This is a genomic window from Thalassobaculum sp. OXR-137, from assembly GCF_034377285.1.
Classification (GTDB): Bacteria; Pseudomonadota; Alphaproteobacteria; order Thalassobaculales; family Thalassobaculaceae; genus Thalassobaculum.
In genome coordinates this window covers 1,538,224-1,556,152 of the sequence record NZ_CP139715.1, presented here as the reverse complement: position 1 = coordinate 1,556,152, position 17,929 = coordinate 1,538,224, and the positions used below count along the sequence as shown (strand labels likewise).

Genomic DNA, 17,929 nt, shown 5'->3' with positions numbered 1-17,929 from the left:
GAAACCCTCGACCCAGAAGGGAGCCGAGACCATGCAGCCGTACAGCCCCCGTCTCGCCACCGTCCTGGTGTGCCTCTTCGTGCTCGCCTCGATCCCCGGGCTCCGGGCTCAGACCGACGCTCGAGCCCCGGCGACCCAGCCCTACAGCTTCGGCGTCGTGCCCCAGCAGTCGGCGACCCGGCTGGCGCGCGACTGGCTGCCGTTTCTGGAGGTGCTGTCCGCTCGTTCCGGCATCGCCCTGCGCTTCGCCACGGTCACCGACATCCCGACCTTCGAGGGCTGCCTGAGCGAAGGCGCCTTCGACTTCGCCTATATGAACCCGTACCACTACACCGTCTTCGCCGGCACCCAGGGCTACCGCGCCTTCGCCCATCAGCGCGAGCACCGACTGCGGGGGCTGGTCGTGGTGCGGGCAGATTCCGAGATCCAGAACCTGACACAGCTTGAGGGACGGGAGGTGGCCTTCCCCTCGCCGGCGGCCTTCGGCGCCAGCGCGATCCAACGCGCCGAACTGCGCCAGCTCGGCATCGCCATCACGCCGGTCTATGTGAAGTCCCACGATTCGGTCTACCGCACGGTGCAGAGCGGGCTTTATCCAGCGGGCGGCGGGGTCATCCGGACCCTGGAGGCGGCGGCGCCGGAGATCCGCGACGACCTGCGGATCCTGCATCTGACCCGCGCCTATACGCCCCATGCCTTCGCCGTCCATCCGCGGATCCCGGCGGGCGCCGTCGAGGCCGTCGCCAAGGCGATGGTCGCCCTGGCGGCCGACGATCCGGTTCTGGCGCCCCTCGGGATGGAGGGCTTCACAGCCGCCGTCGACGCGGACTGGGACGATGTCCGCGCCATCGCCCTGACGCCGGAAGAAACCGGCATCCGTCTGACCAGCGAGGGCCCGTGTCCTTCCGGCTGAAGACCATCCTGGGCGTCGCGCTGATCGAGGCGGTCCTGCTCACGGCCCTTGTGGTAAGCGGTGTCTATTACCTGCGCGCCTCCAATCAGTCGCAGCTCGACGAGCGCGCCCGGACCACGGCGAAGCTGATCGCCACCATGACCAGCGACAGCGTGGTCGCCAACGATCTGGCCACCCTGGACGCCCTGGTCGAGCAGGTGCTGATCAACCCGGACATCAGTTACCTGCGGGTCCGCGGGATCAGCGGCAAGGTCCTGGCCGAGGGCGGCGATCCCGAACCCCTGTCGCGACCGTTTCGGCCGGACGAGAGCGCCGCGGATTCCGACGATGACGGCATTCGCGACATCGCCCAGCCGATCGAGATCGCGGGCCATCGCTTCGGCATGATCGAGCTCGGACTCTCCACCACCGCGCTCGACGACCTGCTCGACGACGCCCTGCGCTGGATGGGCACGGTCGCCCTGGTCGAACTCGCCCTGGTGGGCCTGCTCGGCCTGATCCTCGGCCAGTATCTCGTACGCCAGCTCAGCTCCCTGCGCGACGGAGCCAAGCGGGTGGCGAGCGGCGATTTCGGGCATCAGATCGCCATCCGCGGCAGCGACGAGCTGGCCGAAACCGGCCGCAGCTTCAACGCCATGTCCCGCGCGCTTGCCGGGTTCGCCGCCGAACAGCGCGCCGCCCGCGACGCCGCCGAACGCAAGACCTACGAGGCCGAGTCGATCCTGACCGACGCGGTCGCCAGCATGGCAGAGGCAATCCTGATCGCCGACGATCGGGGGCGGGTCTTACGGGTCAACGACGCCTTCCGCCGGTTCTATCCGGCGATCAGCGACGACATCCTCGCCGCCGGCTCCCTGCGCCAGATCCTTGCCGTCACCGAGGAACTGCACGGCGCCCCGCTGAACGACCGGATGCAGGAGCTGGACACCCGGTCCCCCACGGCCCGCCAAGTCGCCCTGTCGGACGGGCGGCGCCTGCTGGTCGATCATCGGCCGACCGGACTCGGCGGCGTCGTCATCGTCGCCAAGGACGTCACCGAGCTCGCGGTCGCCCAGGAGCGGGCCCGCAGCCTGCAGCTCGAACTGCTGCAGAGCCAGAAGATGGAGAGCCTGGGCACGCTCGCCGCCGGGATCGCCCACGAGATCAACACGCCGATGCAGTTCATCGGCGACAATCTGCGGTTCCTGGAGGAGGTGGTCGACGAGGTCCTGGCCCTGAAGACCCCGATAGACACCCTGCCCGGCGACTTCATGGAGGAAGTTCCGCCGGCGATCCGCGACAGTCTGGCGGGGGTGGCGCGGGTCGGCCAGATCGTCGGCTCCATGCGCAGCTTCGCCCATCCCGACCCGCTGGCGCCGGAGCCCAACGACCTGAACGAGTCGGTGCGGGTGACCACCAACGTGTCGCGCAACCTGTGGAAACAGGTGGCGAAGGTGGAGCTGGAACTCGACGAAGAACTACCGCGGGTACCGTGCAAGCCGGGCGAGATCAATCAGGTGCTGCTGAACCTGATCTCGAACGCGGTCGACGCCATCGACGAGGCGCGGGCGCCGGGCGCGGTGGGGACCATCACGATCCGCACCCTGGTGGACGGCGACATGGCCGAGATCCAGGTCGAGGACGACGGCCCCGGGATGGCGCCGGAGGTGCGGGCGCGGATCTTCGACATGTTCTTCACGACGAAGCCGACCGGCAAGGGCACCGGCCAAGGGCTCGCCATCGTCGCCGCGATCGTGGCGGGCCATAAGGGCCGCATCCTGGTCGACAGCACGCCCGGGGAGGGGACGACCTTCCGCGTGCGGTTGCCGCTGAAGGGGAACCGGGAGGGATGACCTCGTACCCCTTTCCCACTCCCCGGATTTATTCCGGGGTGAGGCCTGACGCATCTCGAACGCCGACGCATTGCCTCTTACGCCCGTCCCGGCGGAAGCGTCGCCCCGGAATAAATCCGGGGAGTGTTCTTAAGTGGGAAGGGGTGAAGCCAACGAAAGGCATGCTGGGTTGTTCCCAGTTTCCCGTTTTTCCGCTCTCCCCCTCCCAACCTTACGCTCACTCCCCGGACCTGTTCCGGGGCGATCCGTGCCGCATCTCGAACGCCGACGCATAGCCTCTTACGCCCGTCCCGGCTGCAGCGCTGCCCCGGAATGAATCCGGGGAGTCTAGAAGAGGGAGTTGAGGGGAGCCCCCCTCACCCGTCCAGCTTCACCGACCGCAGCCGGAGCGCATTGCCGATCACCGACACCGAGGACAGGCTCATCGCCGCCGCCGCGAAGATCGGCGACAGCAGCAGCCCCAGCACCGGATACAGCACCCCCGCCGCGATCGGCACGCCGGCCGCGTTGTAGACGAAGGCGAAGAACAGGTTCTGGCGGATGTTCGCCATGGTCGCCTGGGCCAGAGTCCGGGCGCGAACGATGCCGGTCAGGTCGCCCTTCACCAGGGTGATGCCGGCGCTCTCCACCGCCACGTCGGCGCCGGTGCCCATGGCGATGCCGACATCGGCGGCGGCGAGCGCCGGAGCGTCGTTCACCCCGTCCCCCGCCATCGCCACCTTCAGCCCCTGGCCGCGCAGTTCTTCCACCAGCGCGCCCTTGTCCTCGGGGCTCACATCGGCGCGGACCTCGTCGATGCCGAGATCGCGGGCCACCGCCTCGGCCGTGCGGCGGCTGTCGCCGGTCGCCATGACGATGCGCAGCCCGGCGTCGTGTAGCGCGCGGATCGCCGCCGGCGTGGTCTCCTTCACCCGGTCGGCCACCGCGACCAGCCCAGCCGCCTTGCCGTCGAGCGCCACGAACATGGCCGTGCGGCCCTCGCCCTGCAGCCTCTCGGCGGTCTCGGACAGGGTGCCCGGCTCAACGCCGAGATCCGCCATCATCGCCCGGTTGCCGAGCGCCACGCGGCGGCCCTGCACGGTGCCGGACACCCCCTTGCCGGTAACCGCCTCGAAGTCCGAGGCATCCGACAGGGACGCGCCCCGGTCCTGCGCCCCGGCGACGATCGCCTCGGCCAGCGCATGTTCCGAGCCGCGCTCCAGGGAGGCGACCAGGGACAGCAGCTCGGCCTCCTCCATCCCGTCCGACGCGACCACGTCGGTCAGGGACGGCCTGCCCTCGGTCAGGGTGCCGGTCTTGTCGACGATCAGTACATCGACCTTGGCGAAGCGTTCCAGCGCCTCGGCATCGCGGATCAGCACGCCCGCCTGGGCGCCGCGCCCGGTCGCGACCATGATCGACATCGGCGTGGCGAGGCCCAACGCGCAGGGGCAGGCGATGATCAGAACGCTGACGGCGGCCACGACGGCATAGGACAGCGCCGGGCTCGGCCCGAAGACCAACCAGGCGACGAAGGCGAGCAGTGCCGCACCCACCACCGTCGGCACGAAATACCCCGCCACCCGGTCGGCCAGCGCCTGGATCGGCGCGCGGCTGCGCTGGGCCTTGGCGACCATGTCGACGATGCGCGACAGCACCGTGTCGGACCCGACCTTGTCGGCGGTCATGACGAAGCTGCCGGTCTTGTTCAGGGTCCCGCCGGTGACCGTGTCGCCGACCGTCTTCTCCACCGGCACCGGCTCGCCGGTGATCATGCTCTCATCCACCGAGGAGCGGCCCTCGGCGACGGTGCCGTCCACCGGCACGCTTTCGCCCGGCCGCACCCGCAGCCGGTCCCCGGCGCGGACCTCTTCAAGCGGCACGTCCGCCTCGCCCTGGTCGGTGATCCGCCGGGCGGTCTTGGGTGCCAGGTTGAGCAGGGCACGGATGGCGTCGCCCGTGCGCTCGCGGGCCGACAGCTCCATCACCTGGCCGACCAGGACCAGAATCAGGATCACCGCCGCCGCCTCGAAATAGACCGGCGCCTGGCCGTGCTGATCCAGCATGGCCGGCGGGAACACGCCCGGCGCCAGCAATCCGACCAGGCTGAACAGATACGCCGCGCCCGTGCCCAGCGCGATCAGCGTCCACATGTTCGGACTGCGGTTCACGATGGAGGACCAGCCGCGCTTGAAGAACGGCTGCGCCAGCCAGACCACCACCGGGGTGGCCAGAACGAACTGCAGCCAGACATGAAGCTGCGGGCCGAGCCAGTCGTGGAACGGGATGCCCATATGGCTGCCCATCTCCAGGACGAAGACCCCGGCGGCCAGCGGCGCGCCGATCCACAGGCGGCGGCGGAAATCGACCAGCTCCGGGTTCGGCCCGGCATCGGCACTCGGCGTCATCGGCTCCAGCGCCATGCCGCAGATCGGGCAGTCGCCGGGCGCGTCGCGCACGATCTCCGGATCCATCGGGCAGGTGTACTGGGTGCCCGCGGGCATCGGCTCGGGGGCCGGGCGGTCGCCGAGATAGTCGTCGGGGGCGGCCTCGAATTTCTCCTGACAGCGCGCGGAGCAGAAATAGAATCTCGCGCCCGCGTGCTTGGCCATATGGGCGGCGGTGCTGCGGTTGACGCTCATCCCGCAGACCGGGTCCTTCGCCTCCAGATAGCCCTCAGGCGCATCGGCGAACTTGTCCCGGCAGCCGGCGCAGCAGAAGTGATAGGTGTGGCCCGCGTGCGCGTGGGTCGGCTTGCCGGCGGACGGATCGACCGTCATGCCGCAGACGGGGTCGCGGGTGATCTCGGCGCTCGCGTGGGTATGCGCGTTCATCTCTGCCTCGCTGTGCTGGAGGCCGAGAGATGGGCCTTCCGGTCACTGGAAGGTCAAGGGGCTTACAGAAAGAGCGCCTTCGCCCCCATCCACAGGCCCATGGCGATCATCATCAGGTTCTCGGTCAGCGACACGAAGCCGAGCGGCACCGAGCTGTCGCCGCCGACGCAGGCGCATTTCAGCTCCCGTTTGTCGACATAGACCGCCTTGAACACGCTGACCGCGCCGACGGTACCGATGAACAGCGCCACCGGGGCGGAGATCCAGGTCAGCACGCCCGCCAGCATGAGCACGCCGGCGCCGGCTTCCGCATAGGGGTAGATATAGCCGTAAGGCACCCATTTCTGGGCCAGCAGATCGTAGTTCAGGAACATGGTGGAGAAGCCCTCCACATCCTTCAGCTTCTGCAGGCCGAGCAGGATCATCGAGATCGCCACGAACCACTCCACCGTGCGCGGGAGCAGCACCTCCCCCCGCATCAGCCAGGTCAGCGCCACCGCCATGAGCGCGGCGACGGCGAACAGGGCGACGATCGGCCGGTAGGTCGTGTCGCTCTCCGGGTCGTCCAGGCCGAAATGGACGCGCAGGTCGTCATAGCCGCCGATCCGCTCGTCGCCGATGAAGGTCTGGGGCGTGGTCTCCACCCCGTGCTTCTCCATGAAGGCATCGACCTCGTCGCGCGTCATCAGATGGTGGTCCTCGACTGCGTAGCCCTTGCGCTCCAGCAGGAATTTCGACTTCCGGCCAAAGGGGCAGAGGTGATCGGGCATCACCATCCGGTACAGGCGGGCGGATTGCGCAGCCATGGGGCTCTCCATCGGTTGAGGGTGCCTCCCCCGAGCAACGGGCCGGCGGCGGGTCGGGTTCCAAGATCGGCCGCACCGCTTGACCTTCCAGTGACGGGAAGGCCTACCTATCTGTTCCGACACCTGCTGAAGGATGACGGCCATGAACATCGGAGAGGTTGCCGAGCAGAGCGGCCTGCCGGCCAAGACGATCCGCTATTACGAAGATATCGGGCTGGTGCGGCCCGCGCGGGGCGAAAACGGCTACCGCGCGTTCGGGCCGGCGGACGTGCACAAGCTGGTGTTTCTTGCCCGCGCCCGTTCGCTCGGCTTCACCATCGAGGATTGCCGGGCCCTTCTGGGACTCTACGGGGACCGCGGCCGCGCGAGTGCGGACGTGAAGCAGGTGGCGCAGGGCCATCTCGCCAGCATCGAACGCAAGATCGCCGAATTGCAGGCGATGCACGCGACCCTGTCGGACCTGGTGACGCGGTGCCACGGCGATACAAGGCCAGACTGCCCGATCCTGGAGGACCTTGCCGGGCGGGGGTGAGGGAGAGGCTCCCTCATTTCCTCCACTCACTCCCCGGATTTATTCCGGGGCCACACCTCCGCTCGCGTAGACGCGTGAAGCTCTTCCCCGACGCCCGCCCCAGCTCCAGGCGTTGCCCCGGAATAAATCCGGGGAGTGACAAAAAGAGACGGCGGAACGCACAACGCCCGCCCCTCGAAGAAGGGCGGGCGCTGCGGTTGTCGCGGTGGCGTGAGGAGACCCCCCCTCACCCCATCCTCAGCTCGTGGTGGTCCAGCCGGAGACCGCCTTCACTTCCAGGAACTCGGTCAGGCCGTACTGGCCGCCTTCGCGGCCGTTGCCGGACTGCTTGTAGCCGCCGAACGGGCTGCCCGGGGCGCGCGGGGCGCCGTTGGCCACCACCATGCCGGCGCGGAGCTGACGGGCGACGCGCTGGGTGCGCGCGCTGTCGCCGCTCTGCACGTAGTCGGTCAGGCCGTAGCTGGTGTCGTTGGAGATCTTCACCGCCTCGTCCTCGCTCTCGAACGGGATCATCGACAGCACCGGGCCGAAGATCTCTTCCCGCGCGATCCGCATGTCGTTGTTCACGTCGGCGAAGACCGTGGGCCGCACGAAATAGCCGCGGTTGAAGCCCTCCGGACGGCCGGTGCCGCCGGCGACCAGACGCGCGCCCTCGTCGATGCCGGCCTGGATCAGGTCCTGCACCTTGGTGAACTGCAGCTCGGAGACGAGCGGGCCGATATGGTTGCCGTCCTCGCTCGGCTGGCCGACCGCGGTGGCCTCGGCCGTTGCGCGGGCGACTTCCACCGCCTCGTCATAGACCGAGCGCTCGACCAGCATACGGGTCGGGGCGTTGCACGACTGGCCGGTGTTGTTGAAGCAGTGGATGGCGCCACGCTTCACCGCCTTGGCGACGTCGGCATCGGCGAAGACGATGTTCGCCCCCTTGCCGCCGAGCTCCAGGGCCACGCGCTTGACCGTCTCGGCCGAGGCCTGGGTGACGGCGATGCCGGCGCGGGTCGAGCCGGTGAAGCTCATCATGTCGATGTCCGGATGGCGGCTCATCGCCTCGCCGACGGTCGGACCGTCGCCGTTCACCAGGTTGAACACGCCCTTGGGGAAGCCGGCCTCGTCCATGAACTCGGCGAAGAGCAGCGAGGACATCGGCGCGATCTCGGACGGCTTCAGCACGACGGTGCAGCCGACGCCGACCGCCGGGACGACCTTCAGGGTCACCTGGTTCATCGGCCAGTTCCACGGGGTGATCAGGCCGCAGACGCCGATCGCCTCGTGGATGATGAACTCGTCCGGGGTATCGTCGCGGAGCTGGTGCTCGAACTTGAACTCCTTCAGGGCGCGGATGAACGCCTTGATGTGACCAAGGCCGGCGGCGGCCTGGGCCGTCGTCGCCAGCTTCATCGGCGCGCCCATCTCCTTGGAGATCGCCTCGGCCATCTCGCCGGAGCGGCGCTCGTAGATTTCGGCCAGCTTCTCGACCTTGGCGATGCGCTCGGCCAGCGGGGTCTTGCTCCAGCCGTCGAAGGCGGCCTTCGCGGCGGCGACCGCCTTGTCCACATCGGCCTTGGAACCCAGGGAGATCACGCCGAAGGCGGTCTCGTCCGCCGGGTTGATCACGTCGAAGTCCTTGGGCGTGGTGGGCGGAACCCAGGCGCCGTTGATGTAGAAATCGGTCTTACGCAGCATTGTTGTTTTCCTTTGGCGAGAAGTCGCAGTCGGGGCGGGCACGGATGCCCGGCTTCACGGTATGTGGGGTGGTCACGGCCGCAGTTAAACGAGGCTGCGGCAAAGCGTCAATGCGAACGGTTCGCAATAAAGACGGGTCAGGTCGCCTCCGCCCGGATCTGCGCCCAGGTCTCGCGCATCCAGCCGACACAGGCGATCGCCTGCTCGAACAGGGAGTACCTGCAGCCGCCGCCGTAATCCGGGTTCGGGATGAACTCGGTGGAGATCTGGCCGAGCTTGGCCTTGGGATCGCTTGCGTGGTGGCGCATGAGGATGCGCAGCCCCTCCTTCCAGGGCTCCAGCCGGGTCTCGTCCCAGTCGGCATGGTATTCGCCGGGCTTGGGTTGCTTGAACGGATACTGGATGCCCCGGCCGACCGAGCCGTCGGGATGATGGGCCAGGGTGTTCTTCGGGTTGTTGGGGATCGCGGCGCGTGCGTGGCAATGCTTCACCCAGCCGGAGGTCACCCATTCCTCGATCACGTTGCCCGGCGTGTACGGGTCGAGCACCAGCTCGCCGGAGACGATCTTGGCGTCGGTGCCGAAGATCTTCTGTTCGTCCGGATTGTCGATCTTGAAGATCACATGGCTGTGGTCGAGGGTCATGTTGAACTCGACGCCTCGGGCCTCGACCATCCGGGCGACCTTGGCGACCCGGGGGAAGTCCTCCGACCACATGTTCACATGCACCTCGAAGCAGGGCACGCAGCCGTACTTCTCGCCCAGCTCGGCGGCGGCGAGATAGGCCGCCATCACCTCGTCGTCGGTGACCACATGGCCGTCGGCATGGCGCAGCTTGATCTGAGTGTTGTGGACCAGGGAGCCGAGCTCGGCGCCGAGCTTCACGTTGCGCTCCAGCAGCCCCTCGTCGCCGCCCAGCTCGTAGAACCAGCCGCCGGCGCGGATCGGCAGACCGGTCTCCGCCGAGCCGGCCTTGAAGTCCTCGACCTGATCCGGGTCCGGGGTCTTGTCGACGTAGTCGAAGACCCCCGCCTCCTTCACCATGCGGAAGCGGGTGCGCACGTCCGCCATGGGGTCGGCATCGGCATGCTTGATGCCGTTGGTCTGGATGCCGAACAGCAGGTCGTTGGCCATGGGTTCCCTCCGCACCCGTCGCTCCCCGCCCGGCACCAGATGGCCGGGCCGTCGGGGCGGCGTTGCGGGTAGCTTACGGAAGCTTACGGCAGCGGTGGAGCCTCATTCGGCAGATCCGCCCCGCCGGTACCGTCGGCTTCCACGAACCAGTCGCCCATGACCGAGGAGGTGACGAAGACCGTGTCGTTGCGCTTGACCAGCAGGTCGAGGGATTTCTCGAAGAAATGCGCCACGTGCGGCACGCCGATCAGGTGCGGATGCAGGGCGAGGGTGATGACCCGCGGGTTCTCTTCCAGCTCCGGCTCCAGGGTGGCGACGGTCGCCTCCACCCGCTTGTAGAACTCGTCGGTGGAGCCGTTCTGCACCGCATAGATCGGCACGTCGTTCAGCTCCATCGTATAGGGCAGGCCGACCATGGGCCCGTGGATCGTGCGCATCCAGACCGGCAGGTCGTCGACCACCCAGTCGTGCAGGAACTCGATCCCCTCCTCCTTCAGGATGTCGACCGTGTCGAAACTCTCGCCGATGCCCGGACCGAGCCAGGCGCGGACCTTCTTGCCGTCCGCCGCCTTCAGCCGGTCGAGGCTCTTGCGGATCACCGCGCGCTCGTCGTCGGCCTGTTTCAGCGACTGCTGGAACCAGCCATGGCCGACAAGCTCCCACCCGGCCTCCACCACCGCGTCCATCAGGGCGGGATAGGCGTCGGCCACCTGGGCGTTGATCAGGGCGGAGGCGGGCAGGCCGCGCTCGGCCAGCATCCGCATGATCCGCGGCATGCCGACCCGCAGTCCGTACTCAACCCAGGAGAAGTTCGGCACGTCCGGCGGCGCGATCTGGGCGCCGTGGGGCGGCGGGATGATGCCGCGCGGCATGGGCCGGTTGATCGGCCAATACTCGATGTTCATCGCCACATGGACGATCAGCGGTTTGCCGTTCAGCGGCGCCAGCTTCCGGCGCTTGTTCGCCAGCTCGAAGGGGATGCGCGGGTTGGGCCACATGGCGGAGTCCTCCAATCGGCGGTCAGGTCACGTGCAGGCGCAGGGCACCGGGCTTCCAGCGAAGATGGACGGCGGTGCCCGGCGCCGGATCCGGCGCGTCGGACTCGCCGACCACCCGCGAGACGATCTCGCTGCCATCGGCCAGCGCCACACGATGCGACAGGGTCAGGCCGAGATAGACGCTTTCGGCATAGGTCCCGGCGATCGCGCACCCATCGGCCGGCACGCCATCGGCAGGCACCATCTCCACCAGTTCGGAGCGGATCGACAGGGCGACCGTGTCGCCGACGCGCACCGGCAGGTCGCGCCGCTCGACCATCAGAGCCTGGCCGCAGACCTCCACGGTCACGCTCTGCCCCTCGACCGCCGTGACGGTGCCCGACAGCAGGTTGTTCTCGCCCACGAAGCTCGCGGTGAAGCGGCGCTCCGGCGTGCGGTAGATGTCGCGCGCCGCCCCCTGCTCCACCAGTTCGCCATTGGCGATCAGCGCGATGCGGTCGGCAACCGTCATCGCCTCTTCCTGGTTGTGGGTGACGTGGATGAAGGTGATGCCGACCTTCTCCTGCAGGTGCTTCAGCTCCAGGCACATGTCCTTGCGGAGCTGGGCGTCGAGGGCGGCCAGCGGCTCGTCCAGCAGCAGGATGTTGCGGCCCAGCACCAGGGCACGGGCGAGCTGCACCCGCTGCTGCTGGCCGCCGGAAAGCTCGTGCGGCCGCCGGTTCTCGTAGCCCTTGAGGCCGACCATCTCCAGCATGGCCATGGACTTGTCGCGCACCTCCGCCTTCGGCAGCTTGGCCAGGCTGAGGCCGTAGCCGACATTGCCCAGCACCGTCATGTGCGGGAACAGCGCATAGGCCTGGAACACCATGGAGGTGGGGCGCTTGTCCGGCGGCAGGTGGGAGACCTCCTGGCCGTTCAGCCAGACCTGGCCGCTGGACGGCTTGTGGAAGCCGCCGATGGTGCGCAGCAGGGTGGTCTTGCCGCCGCCCGAGGGGCCGAGCAGCACGAAATACTCGCCCGCCGCGATGGTCAGATCGACGCCCTTGAGCGCCTGGACGCTGCCGTAGTTCTTGCAGAGCTGCCGGACCTGGACGGCTGGGGTGGTGTCGTTCATCGGCATACTTTCATCAGGCTGGCTCTCATCAGGCGGGCGCGGTGTTCGGCTCGGCAACGGGCTGCGCCTTGCGGGCGGCCGCCTCCGAGCGCAGCAGGGTGAAGACGATGATGCCGCCGATCAGCGCGATGGCGATGACGCTGACGAAGCTCGACATGGCGTAGGACTGCTCCGACATGCCCTCATTCAGCATCTGGCTGACCAGCACCGTGGTGAAGGTGTCGAACCCACCCTTGAGCAGGCTGGTGCGGGTATACTCGTTGAAGCAGAGGATCACCGTGAAGGCCGAAGCGCTGAACACGCCGGCGCGGATCTGCGGAAACTCGATGTCCCAGAACGCCCGCCAGCCGGTCGCCCCACAGGCGCGGGCCGCTTCGGTCTGCTCCTTGTTGTAGCGCCCCATGGTGATCAGGATCACCACGAAGGCGTAGGGGATCGTGTAGATGATCAGCCCGATCACCGTGGTCCCGAAGCCGAGCCGGAACCAGCTGTCCATGAAGGTCACGCCGGCCGCATCGCCGAGCCACTGGAAGCTGAGGTTGACGTTCTTGAAGAACACCAGCAGGGCGGCACTCAGGATGTCCGGCGCCACGAAGAGCGGCGCCAGCAGCAGAAACACCACCGCCACCTTGGCCCGGGTCGCCTTGTAGAACTTGGCCGCCAGCAGGGCCATCGGGATGGTCAGCAGCGTCGTCGTCACCGCCAGACCCAAGGTCCAGCGCAAGGCGGCCATGAGCTGACCATCGGAGAAGATCAGCCCGTACCAGCGGGTGGTGAACTCGTACTCCGCCGCCCCGAACCCGTTCTCGTTGAACGAGATGTACATGACGTAGAAGACCGGGCTCATCAGGGTCGCCACGATCAGCAGCAGATAGGCCCATTTGGCGCGGTGCAGCCAGATATTCGCGTAATCGTCCATGATCCCGCCCCTCAGTTCATCGGTGCCAGGATCTTGGTCAGGTCGAACAGCTTGTGGCCGACATAGAGCAGCCCCATCAGCGTCGCCATCATGATCGCGCTCACCGCCATGGCCAGCGGGAAGTCGAGCGCGGTGATCGCCTGGGTGGCGATCAGGCCGGCATTCACCGCCCCCGGCCCGCCCATGATGTTGGGGATCAGCGCCACGCCGATGCCGTTGACGAAGATGAACACCGCGCCGGCGAAGATGCCGGGGGCGGCCAGCGGCAGGATCACGTCGGTGAACCGGCGCACCGGCCCGGCGCCCAGGTCGTCGCAGACCTCGAAGATGTATTTCGGCACCGCCTCCATGGCGAGGAAGCCGGAGAACACGATGAACGGCATGAAGGACAGCACCTCGCCGATGATCACGCCGGTATGGGTGTAGAGCAGCGCGGTGATCGGCTCGTCGATCAGGCCGAGGCTCAGCAGCGTCTCGTTCACCAGCCCGTTGCGCTGGAGCACCGGGCGCAGGGCGAAGATGCGGATGATCTCCGACACCATGAACGGCAGGATGAACAACAGCACCACCCGGTGCTGCGCCGCCTGGGGCACCGATTTGCGCACGAAGACCGCGATCGGGAAGCCGAGGCAGAAGGACACCACCACCGAGATCAGCGAATAGCCCATGGAGGCGAGGAAATTCTCCAGCCGGGCGGAGAAGAAGAAGTTCTCATACGCCAGCAGGGTGAAGCCCGGCTCCATCCAGAACATGGTCCGCTCGAACACGCTGAACACGACGGTCAGCGCCATCGGCAGAGCGAAGAACAGCACCATGAAGACGATCGGGATGTAGAACGCCCAGCCCGACACCCGCTCGCGCAGAGTCGGCCGGAAAGGCTCGACGGGGGGAAGCCCGTCGAGCCCGGTATCAGTGGATGCGGTCATCGGGGATCAGGCAGCCTGTACCCGGGACCACCAGTCCTGATAGGCGCGCATGTTCGTCGGGAACACGTTCTGCCAGGAGTTGCCGGGAACCGCGATCCGCTCCTTCTTGCGGGCCAGGCGGTCGTTCATCAGCGCCTTGGTCTCGGCATCGAAGGTGTCCGGATTGGCGTCCACGTATTCCAGCACCCCGGTCATCTGCGGCGTGAAGCCGAGACCCGCCAGGGTGCGCGCGCCGAACCACGGAGACAGGTACAGGTTCGCCAGCTTGTAGAACGTCTCGTCCATGCCGCGCTCAAGGCCGCCGCGGGTCATCATGACGATGTTGTTCCAGGTCTGGTGACCCTCCTTCATCGTGCCGTAGCGGATGTCCTTGCCCGCCTTCTTGGCGGCGACGATCTGCACCGGCTCCCAGCACGAGGCGACCAGCACCTCTTCGGAGGCCAGCAGGTCGACGCCGTTCTGGAACCCGTCCCAGAAGGTGCGGAACTGGCCGGCCTTCTTCTTGTCGATCAGGAACTGACACACGCCCTTCACCTCGTCCTCGGACATGTCGGACGGGTTGTCGATGTCCTGCTTGCCCGACTGCTTGAGGTAGATCGCCGTGTTGGTCAGGGTCGGACCGAAGTCGTTCTGCAGGGCGGCGCGGCCCTTGAACTGCTCGTCGAACAGAACCTCCCAGGAGGTCAGCTCCTGGCCGATGACGTCGTAGTTGAAGGCCAGCGCGTCGGCGTTGGAGATGTAGGGGATGGCGTAGACCTTGCCCTCGTAGCGGATGGTGTCCGCCGCGTCGCCGCCGTCCAGGTAGCGCTTCTCGATGATCGACCAGTTCGGGATCTTCGAGGTGTCGATCTCGGCGATGGCGTTCTGGCTCGCCAGCGCATCCTCCATGCCGCCGCCGTTGTCGGTCATGGCGTCGTAGAGGGCGTTGCCATCACCGACCACCATCTTCTGGATCGACTCGTCGGCGCGGGCACTCTTGGCGACATTGGCCAGCTTGATGCCGGCCTCCTTCTCCATCGAGCTCCAATCCTTCTCGCCGACCCGGGCGATGCCCGGCGCCCAGAATTTCAGCGCCTCGTCGGCGGCACCGGCGACACTCGGCAGCATCGCCGCGGTCGCGGCCGTTCCCATCAACGCCATCATATGGCGGCGGGTGAACTCAACCTGATTCATGATTTTCGTAGCCCCCTAAAAGCCGATCTCGTCCTGTTCAGGCCACCGCTGACGTCGGATTCTTGATCGGACAGCGTCAAAGCACTGCCCAGTGTCCCTGCGGCGCCGGATTAAGACGTAGAGTGCGGGTTCCGGGGATCAATTGGCAAGACGTCAAACTGCAAACTGTCGACAGAATTTCGATCTGTCCGCCTGCCCGCCCATCAGTCGTAGGCGAACAGATCGGCCCGGATGGCGGTGCCGTCCACCAGCCGCGCCGCGCCAGGGCTGTCGAACACCACCATCACTTCGCGCCCGCCGTCGCTCCGTTCGGTGAGGGCGATCCCTTCGGCATGGTCGGTCCCGTAGCCGTAGGGCAGGTCGATCACCCGCTGCAGCTTCTCGTACGGGACGATGGATTGTTTCTGGACCCGGGTCGTCCACGCGCCCGGCCAGCGCATCAGGGCGACCGGGCCGTCCAGGTCCATGGTGGGTCCGGCCAGGATCAGCAGATCGTCGCCATCGGCTTGAAGATCGCGGATGCCGAGCCCTTCCAGATCGAGGAAGTATTTCCGATACCGCTCCCCGTCCGGGCCGATCCGGCGCGGTTTTAGATGGCCCGACTTGGTCAGCTTCATGCGCAGCTCCAGGATCACCGCCCAGCCGCGCAGGACGGGGCCGCGCAGGCCGAGCAGCACCCGGTCGCCGCGTGCCGCGATACCCTCGATGTCGAAGCCGTTCTCCTTGCACGGAATGTCCATGAAGCGGCCGAGATGGATGTCCTTGGCGAGGCTCTTGGTCAGGGGTGTCTTGCCCTTCTTCAGCCGCACGCTTGCAGGCCTGCGCCCGTCCTCCGTCCCCACCAGCGACGGCGACCACATGCCGTCGCCGAGATTGACCAGGGGCAATCGGCCGATCACCCGGCGCGCGACATTGCTCTTCACCTCGGTCAATCGGCTCATCGCCACCGAGGGGTCGTTCTCGTGCCATTTCGGCTTCTTGCGGGTCAGACCGTGAGAGCCGGTGATCCACAGCCAGCCGTCGTCGATCGCCAGGCCCTCGATATCGATCTCGTCGCTTTCGTCGCCATGCAGATCGAAGGCGTCGTGCAGATTGATGGTCCGATGGTCGGACCAGCGCGAGCCGCCGGTGCGGGTGAGCTGTTCGATGGTCGTGGTCTCGTCGCAGGCCAGCCACATGCTGCGCCCCAGCACCGCCAGCGCCGACAGATCCTGGCGCACCGGGTCGAACACGGCGTCCACCTCGGAGTGATGCTGGAAGTCCAGCCGCACCCGGCGCCGGGGCTGGGCGACCGTCGGCCAGGGGGCATCGGCGGGGGTGGCGGCGTCGGACATGCATGGCTCCTGCTGACGGTGATGCAGTTGAGCAAAACGTCTGGGGAACAGCATCGGTTCCCTTGATTCACAGACGACTGTGAATCCCCTGAAAGAACCGCCCAGTCGGACGAAAACAGGGTTGCCAATTCCGCAAAGACTCACACCTGAAGTCGCTGGAACGCGAGAAGGAGAAACTTCCCATGGCACACAGCGTGGCCGTCCTGAACACTGAGAACGTCACCCACAATGTGGTCCGCCTGACGGTCGAAAAGCCGGATGGCTACGACTACACTCCGGGCCAGGCGACCGACGTCGCCCTCGACCGCGACGGCTGGCGCGACGAGCAGCGGCCCTTCACCTTCACCTCCCTGACCGATGCCGACCATCTGGAGTTCACCATCAAGGTCTATCCCGACCATGACGGCGTGACCGAGCAGATCGGCAAGCTGCAGAAGGGCGACCGGCTGCTGATCGACGAGCCCTGGGGCGCGATCCAGTACAAGGGTCCGGGCGCCTTCATCGCCGGCGGGGCGGGCGTGACGCCGTTCATCGCCATCCTGCGCGACCTGGAGCGCAAGGGCGAGTTGGAGGGCCAACGCCTGATCTTCTCCAACAGCACCGAGCGCGACATCATCCTTCGCGGCGAGTTCGAGGGGATGAAGGGGCTGGAATGCCTGTTCACCGTGACCGACCAGAACGACAGCCCGCTGGCGCGGGGGATGATCGACCAGGACTTCCTGAAGGCCCATCTGAATGATTTCGGCCAGGAATTCTACGTCTGCGGCCCGCCGAAGATGATCGACAGCGTGACCGACGACCTCAAGGCGCTGGGCGCCGATCCGGACTCCGTCACCCTCGAGGAATGACCATCCGGAAAAGTATCGGCGAATAAACCGACGGGAACCCCGGTCTGACTCGTTCGTTACCCAGGGATACCAAAAAGGAGGCCCCGTCATGCGACCGCGCTACACAGCTCTCGCCCTGGCCGGAGCGCTCGCGCTGCAGCCCATGGCCGCCGCGCCCGTTCTGGCCCAGGACGCCAGCAACAACAGCACTCTCGGCATTTCCAACAAGAATATCGGCCGCGTGCTGGGCGGCATCGGCGGCGCGCTGCTCGGCTCGCAGATCGGTGGCGGCAGTGGAAAGATGGTTGCCGTGGCCGCCGGCGCCATCGGCGGCCTGTTCCTGGGCGGCGAGGTTGCGGACTATCTGACCGAACGCGACCAGCAGGGCATCGCCGACACGTCTCAGCAGGCGCTGAACACCGGCCAGACCCAGACCTGGACCAATCCGGATACCGGCACCACGACCACCGCCGAGGTGCAGCAGGTGACCTACCGTCCCGCCCCGACCGCCACCGCGACGCAGGACAGCAGCAAGCTGGCCTGGCGCGTGCCCACCATGCAGCTCGTCGGCGCCGACTACGCCGCGACCACCAAGACCAACGTGCGCGGCGGTCCGAGCACCAACTACGCCATCATGGATCAGCTCGAGTCCGGCGAGACCGTCCGCGTCGTGGGCAAGGTCGCCAACGAGAACTGGTACATGATCTCGCGCAACGGCATCGGCAAAGGCTTCGTCTTCGGCGACCTGCTGCGCCGGGTCGATAGCGGCACATATACCGCCGAGCGGCCGCAGTCGAGCGCGACGCAGGTGAACGCCCGCGAATGCTCGATCATCACCCAGCGGGTCGAGACCACGAACGGCCGCACCGAGACCCGCGAGGCTCAGGCCTGCCAGCGCGCCGATGGAAGCTGGGAGCTGGTGTGAT

15 protein-coding genes are annotated in these 17,929 nt (G+C 67.1%); 5 read left to right on the top strand and 10 right to left on the bottom strand.

The features are described 5' to 3' along the window. Nucleotides 1-31 precede the first annotated feature (31 nt). Both T8K17_RS07275 and T8K17_RS07270 read left to right on the top strand, forming a co-directional pair. Complete coding sequence (locus T8K17_RS07275) at nucleotides 32-913, top strand: phosphate/phosphite/phosphonate ABC transporter substrate-binding protein (protein ID WP_322333830.1); 882 nt, start codon at nucleotides 32-34, stop codon at nucleotides 911-913. After that, on the top strand, nucleotides 898-2,745 hold the full coding sequence (locus T8K17_RS07270) for an ATP-binding protein (RefSeq protein ID WP_322333829.1): 1,848 nt from the start codon (nucleotides 898-900) through the stop codon (nucleotides 2,743-2,745). The genes T8K17_RS07275 and T8K17_RS07270 overlap by 16 nt, the downstream gene beginning before the upstream one ends. A gap of 356 nt (nucleotides 2,746-3,101) precedes the next feature. On the opposite strand, the gene T8K17_RS07265 is transcribed toward T8K17_RS07270, so the two are convergent. Both T8K17_RS07265 and T8K17_RS07260 read right to left on the bottom strand, forming a co-directional pair. Next, nucleotides 3,102-5,558, bottom strand: coding sequence for a heavy metal translocating P-type ATPase (locus tag T8K17_RS07265; RefSeq protein ID WP_322333828.1), 2,457 nt, complete (start codon nucleotides 5,556-5,558; stop codon nucleotides 3,102-3,104). A gap of 62 nt (nucleotides 5,559-5,620) precedes the next feature. After that, nucleotides 5,621-6,364, bottom strand: a complete 744-nt coding sequence (locus tag T8K17_RS07260) for a MauE/DoxX family redox-associated membrane protein (protein WP_322333827.1) — start codon at nucleotides 6,362-6,364, stop codon at nucleotides 5,621-5,623. Between the two features lie 142 nt (nucleotides 6,365-6,506). Here T8K17_RS07260 and cueR point away from each other — a divergent pair, with 142 nt between their 5' ends. Further along, nucleotides 6,507-6,896, top strand: coding sequence for a Cu(I)-responsive transcriptional regulator (gene cueR / locus T8K17_RS07255; RefSeq protein ID WP_322333826.1), 390 nt, complete (start codon nucleotides 6,507-6,509; stop codon nucleotides 6,894-6,896). Nucleotides 6,897-7,133: 237 nt separating this feature from the next. On the opposite strand, the gene T8K17_RS07250 is transcribed toward cueR, so the two are convergent. The 8 genes from T8K17_RS07250 to T8K17_RS07215 all read right to left on the bottom strand — a co-directional run bounded on the left by T8K17_RS07250 (nucleotide 7,134) and on the right by T8K17_RS07215 (nucleotide 16,176). Continuing rightward, nucleotides 7,134-8,579 carry an aldehyde dehydrogenase family protein gene (locus T8K17_RS07250; RefSeq protein WP_322333825.1) on the bottom strand — a complete coding sequence of 482 codons (1,446 nt, stop codon included), beginning with the start codon at nucleotides 8,577-8,579 and terminating at the stop codon, nucleotides 7,134-7,136. Nucleotides 8,580-8,716: 137 nt separating this feature from the next. Then, nucleotides 8,717-9,712 (bottom strand): hypothetical protein, encoded by a 996-nt coding sequence (locus T8K17_RS07245; protein ID WP_322333824.1) that lies wholly within the window; start codon nucleotides 9,710-9,712, stop codon nucleotides 8,717-8,719. Nucleotides 9,713-9,795: 83 nt separating this feature from the next. Beyond that, complete coding sequence (locus T8K17_RS07240) at nucleotides 9,796-10,710, bottom strand: polysaccharide deacetylase family protein (RefSeq protein ID WP_322333823.1); 915 nt, start codon at nucleotides 10,708-10,710, stop codon at nucleotides 9,796-9,798. Nucleotides 10,711-10,732: 22 nt separating this feature from the next. After that, nucleotides 10,733-11,824, bottom strand: a complete 1,092-nt coding sequence (locus T8K17_RS07235; RefSeq protein WP_322333822.1) for an ABC transporter ATP-binding protein — start codon at nucleotides 11,822-11,824, stop codon at nucleotides 10,733-10,735. Nucleotides 11,825-11,852: 28 nt separating this feature from the next. After that, nucleotides 11,853-12,743: an ABC transporter permease gene (locus T8K17_RS07230; protein WP_322333821.1), complete on the bottom strand. Its 891-nt coding sequence runs from the start codon at nucleotides 12,741-12,743 to the stop codon at nucleotides 11,853-11,855. An 11-nt stretch (nucleotides 12,744-12,754) separates the two neighbouring features. Continuing rightward, nucleotides 12,755-13,669: an ABC transporter permease gene (locus tag T8K17_RS07225; protein ID WP_322333820.1), complete on the bottom strand. Its 915-nt coding sequence runs from the start codon at nucleotides 13,667-13,669 to the stop codon at nucleotides 12,755-12,757. A 6-nt stretch (nucleotides 13,670-13,675) separates the two neighbouring features. Beyond that, nucleotides 13,676-14,842, bottom strand: a complete 1,167-nt coding sequence (locus tag T8K17_RS07220) for an extracellular solute-binding protein (protein ID WP_322333819.1) — start codon at nucleotides 14,840-14,842, stop codon at nucleotides 13,676-13,678. 203 nt (nucleotides 14,843-15,045) lie between these two features. Continuing rightward, a complete protein-coding gene (locus T8K17_RS07215; RefSeq protein ID WP_322333818.1) occupies nucleotides 15,046-16,176 on the bottom strand; it encodes a DUF3616 domain-containing protein in 1,131 nt (376 codons plus the stop codon). A gap of 182 nt (nucleotides 16,177-16,358) precedes the next feature. Between T8K17_RS07215 and T8K17_RS07210 the strand changes: the two genes are divergently transcribed. After that, entirely contained in the window at nucleotides 16,359-17,024 is a 666-nt protein-coding gene (locus T8K17_RS07210; protein ID WP_322333817.1) for an FAD-binding oxidoreductase, read from the top strand. 88 nt (nucleotides 17,025-17,112) lie between these two features. After that, the gene (locus T8K17_RS07205; protein WP_322333816.1) at nucleotides 17,113-17,928 is read left to right on the top strand and encodes an SH3 domain-containing protein; all 816 of its coding nucleotides are present in this window, start codon (nucleotides 17,113-17,115) and stop codon (nucleotides 17,926-17,928) included. Nucleotide 17,929 lies beyond the last annotated feature (1 nt).

What these genes read in the sequence shown, in the direction of transcription:
- T8K17_RS07230 (WP_322333821.1), bottom strand. Translation starts at nt 12,743, where the DNA reads ATGGACGATTACGCGAATATCTGGCTGCACCGCGCCAAATGGGCCTAT.
- T8K17_RS07235 (WP_322333822.1), bottom strand. Translation starts at nt 11,824, where the DNA reads ATGAACGACACCACCCCAGCCGTCCAGGTCCGGCAGCTCTGCAAGAAC.
- T8K17_RS07210 (WP_322333817.1), top strand. Translation starts at nt 16,359, where the DNA reads ATGGCACACAGCGTGGCCGTCCTGAACACTGAGAACGTCACCCACAAT.
- T8K17_RS07275 (WP_322333830.1), top strand. Translation starts at nt 32, where the DNA reads ATGCAGCCGTACAGCCCCCGTCTCGCCACCGTCCTGGTGTGCCTCTTC.
- T8K17_RS07260 (WP_322333827.1), bottom strand. Translation starts at nt 6,364, where the DNA reads ATGGCTGCGCAATCCGCCCGCCTGTACCGGATGGTGATGCCCGATCAC.
- T8K17_RS07205 (WP_322333816.1), top strand. Translation starts at nt 17,113, where the DNA reads ATGCGACCGCGCTACACAGCTCTCGCCCTGGCCGGAGCGCTCGCGCTG.
- T8K17_RS07250 (WP_322333825.1), bottom strand. Translation starts at nt 8,579, where the DNA reads ATGCTGCGTAAGACCGATTTCTACATCAACGGCGCCTGGGTTCCGCCC.
- T8K17_RS07215 (WP_322333818.1), bottom strand. Translation starts at nt 16,176, where the DNA reads ATGTCCGACGCCGCCACCCCCGCCGATGCCCCCTGGCCGACGGTCGCC.
- T8K17_RS07265 (WP_322333828.1), bottom strand. Translation starts at nt 5,558, where the DNA reads ATGAACGCGCATACCCACGCGAGCGCCGAGATCACCCGCGACCCCGTC.
- cueR (WP_322333826.1), top strand. Translation starts at nt 6,507, where the DNA reads ATGAACATCGGAGAGGTTGCCGAGCAGAGCGGCCTGCCGGCCAAGACG.
- T8K17_RS07220 (WP_322333819.1), bottom strand. Translation starts at nt 14,842, where the DNA reads ATGAATCAGGTTGAGTTCACCCGCCGCCATATGATGGCGTTGATGGGA.
- T8K17_RS07245 (WP_322333824.1), bottom strand. Translation starts at nt 9,712, where the DNA reads ATGGCCAACGACCTGCTGTTCGGCATCCAGACCAACGGCATCAAGCAT.
- T8K17_RS07240 (WP_322333823.1), bottom strand. Translation starts at nt 10,710, where the DNA reads ATGTGGCCCAACCCGCGCATCCCCTTCGAGCTGGCGAACAAGCGCCGG.
- T8K17_RS07225 (WP_322333820.1), bottom strand. Translation starts at nt 13,669, where the DNA reads ATGACCGCATCCACTGATACCGGGCTCGACGGGCTTCCCCCCGTCGAG.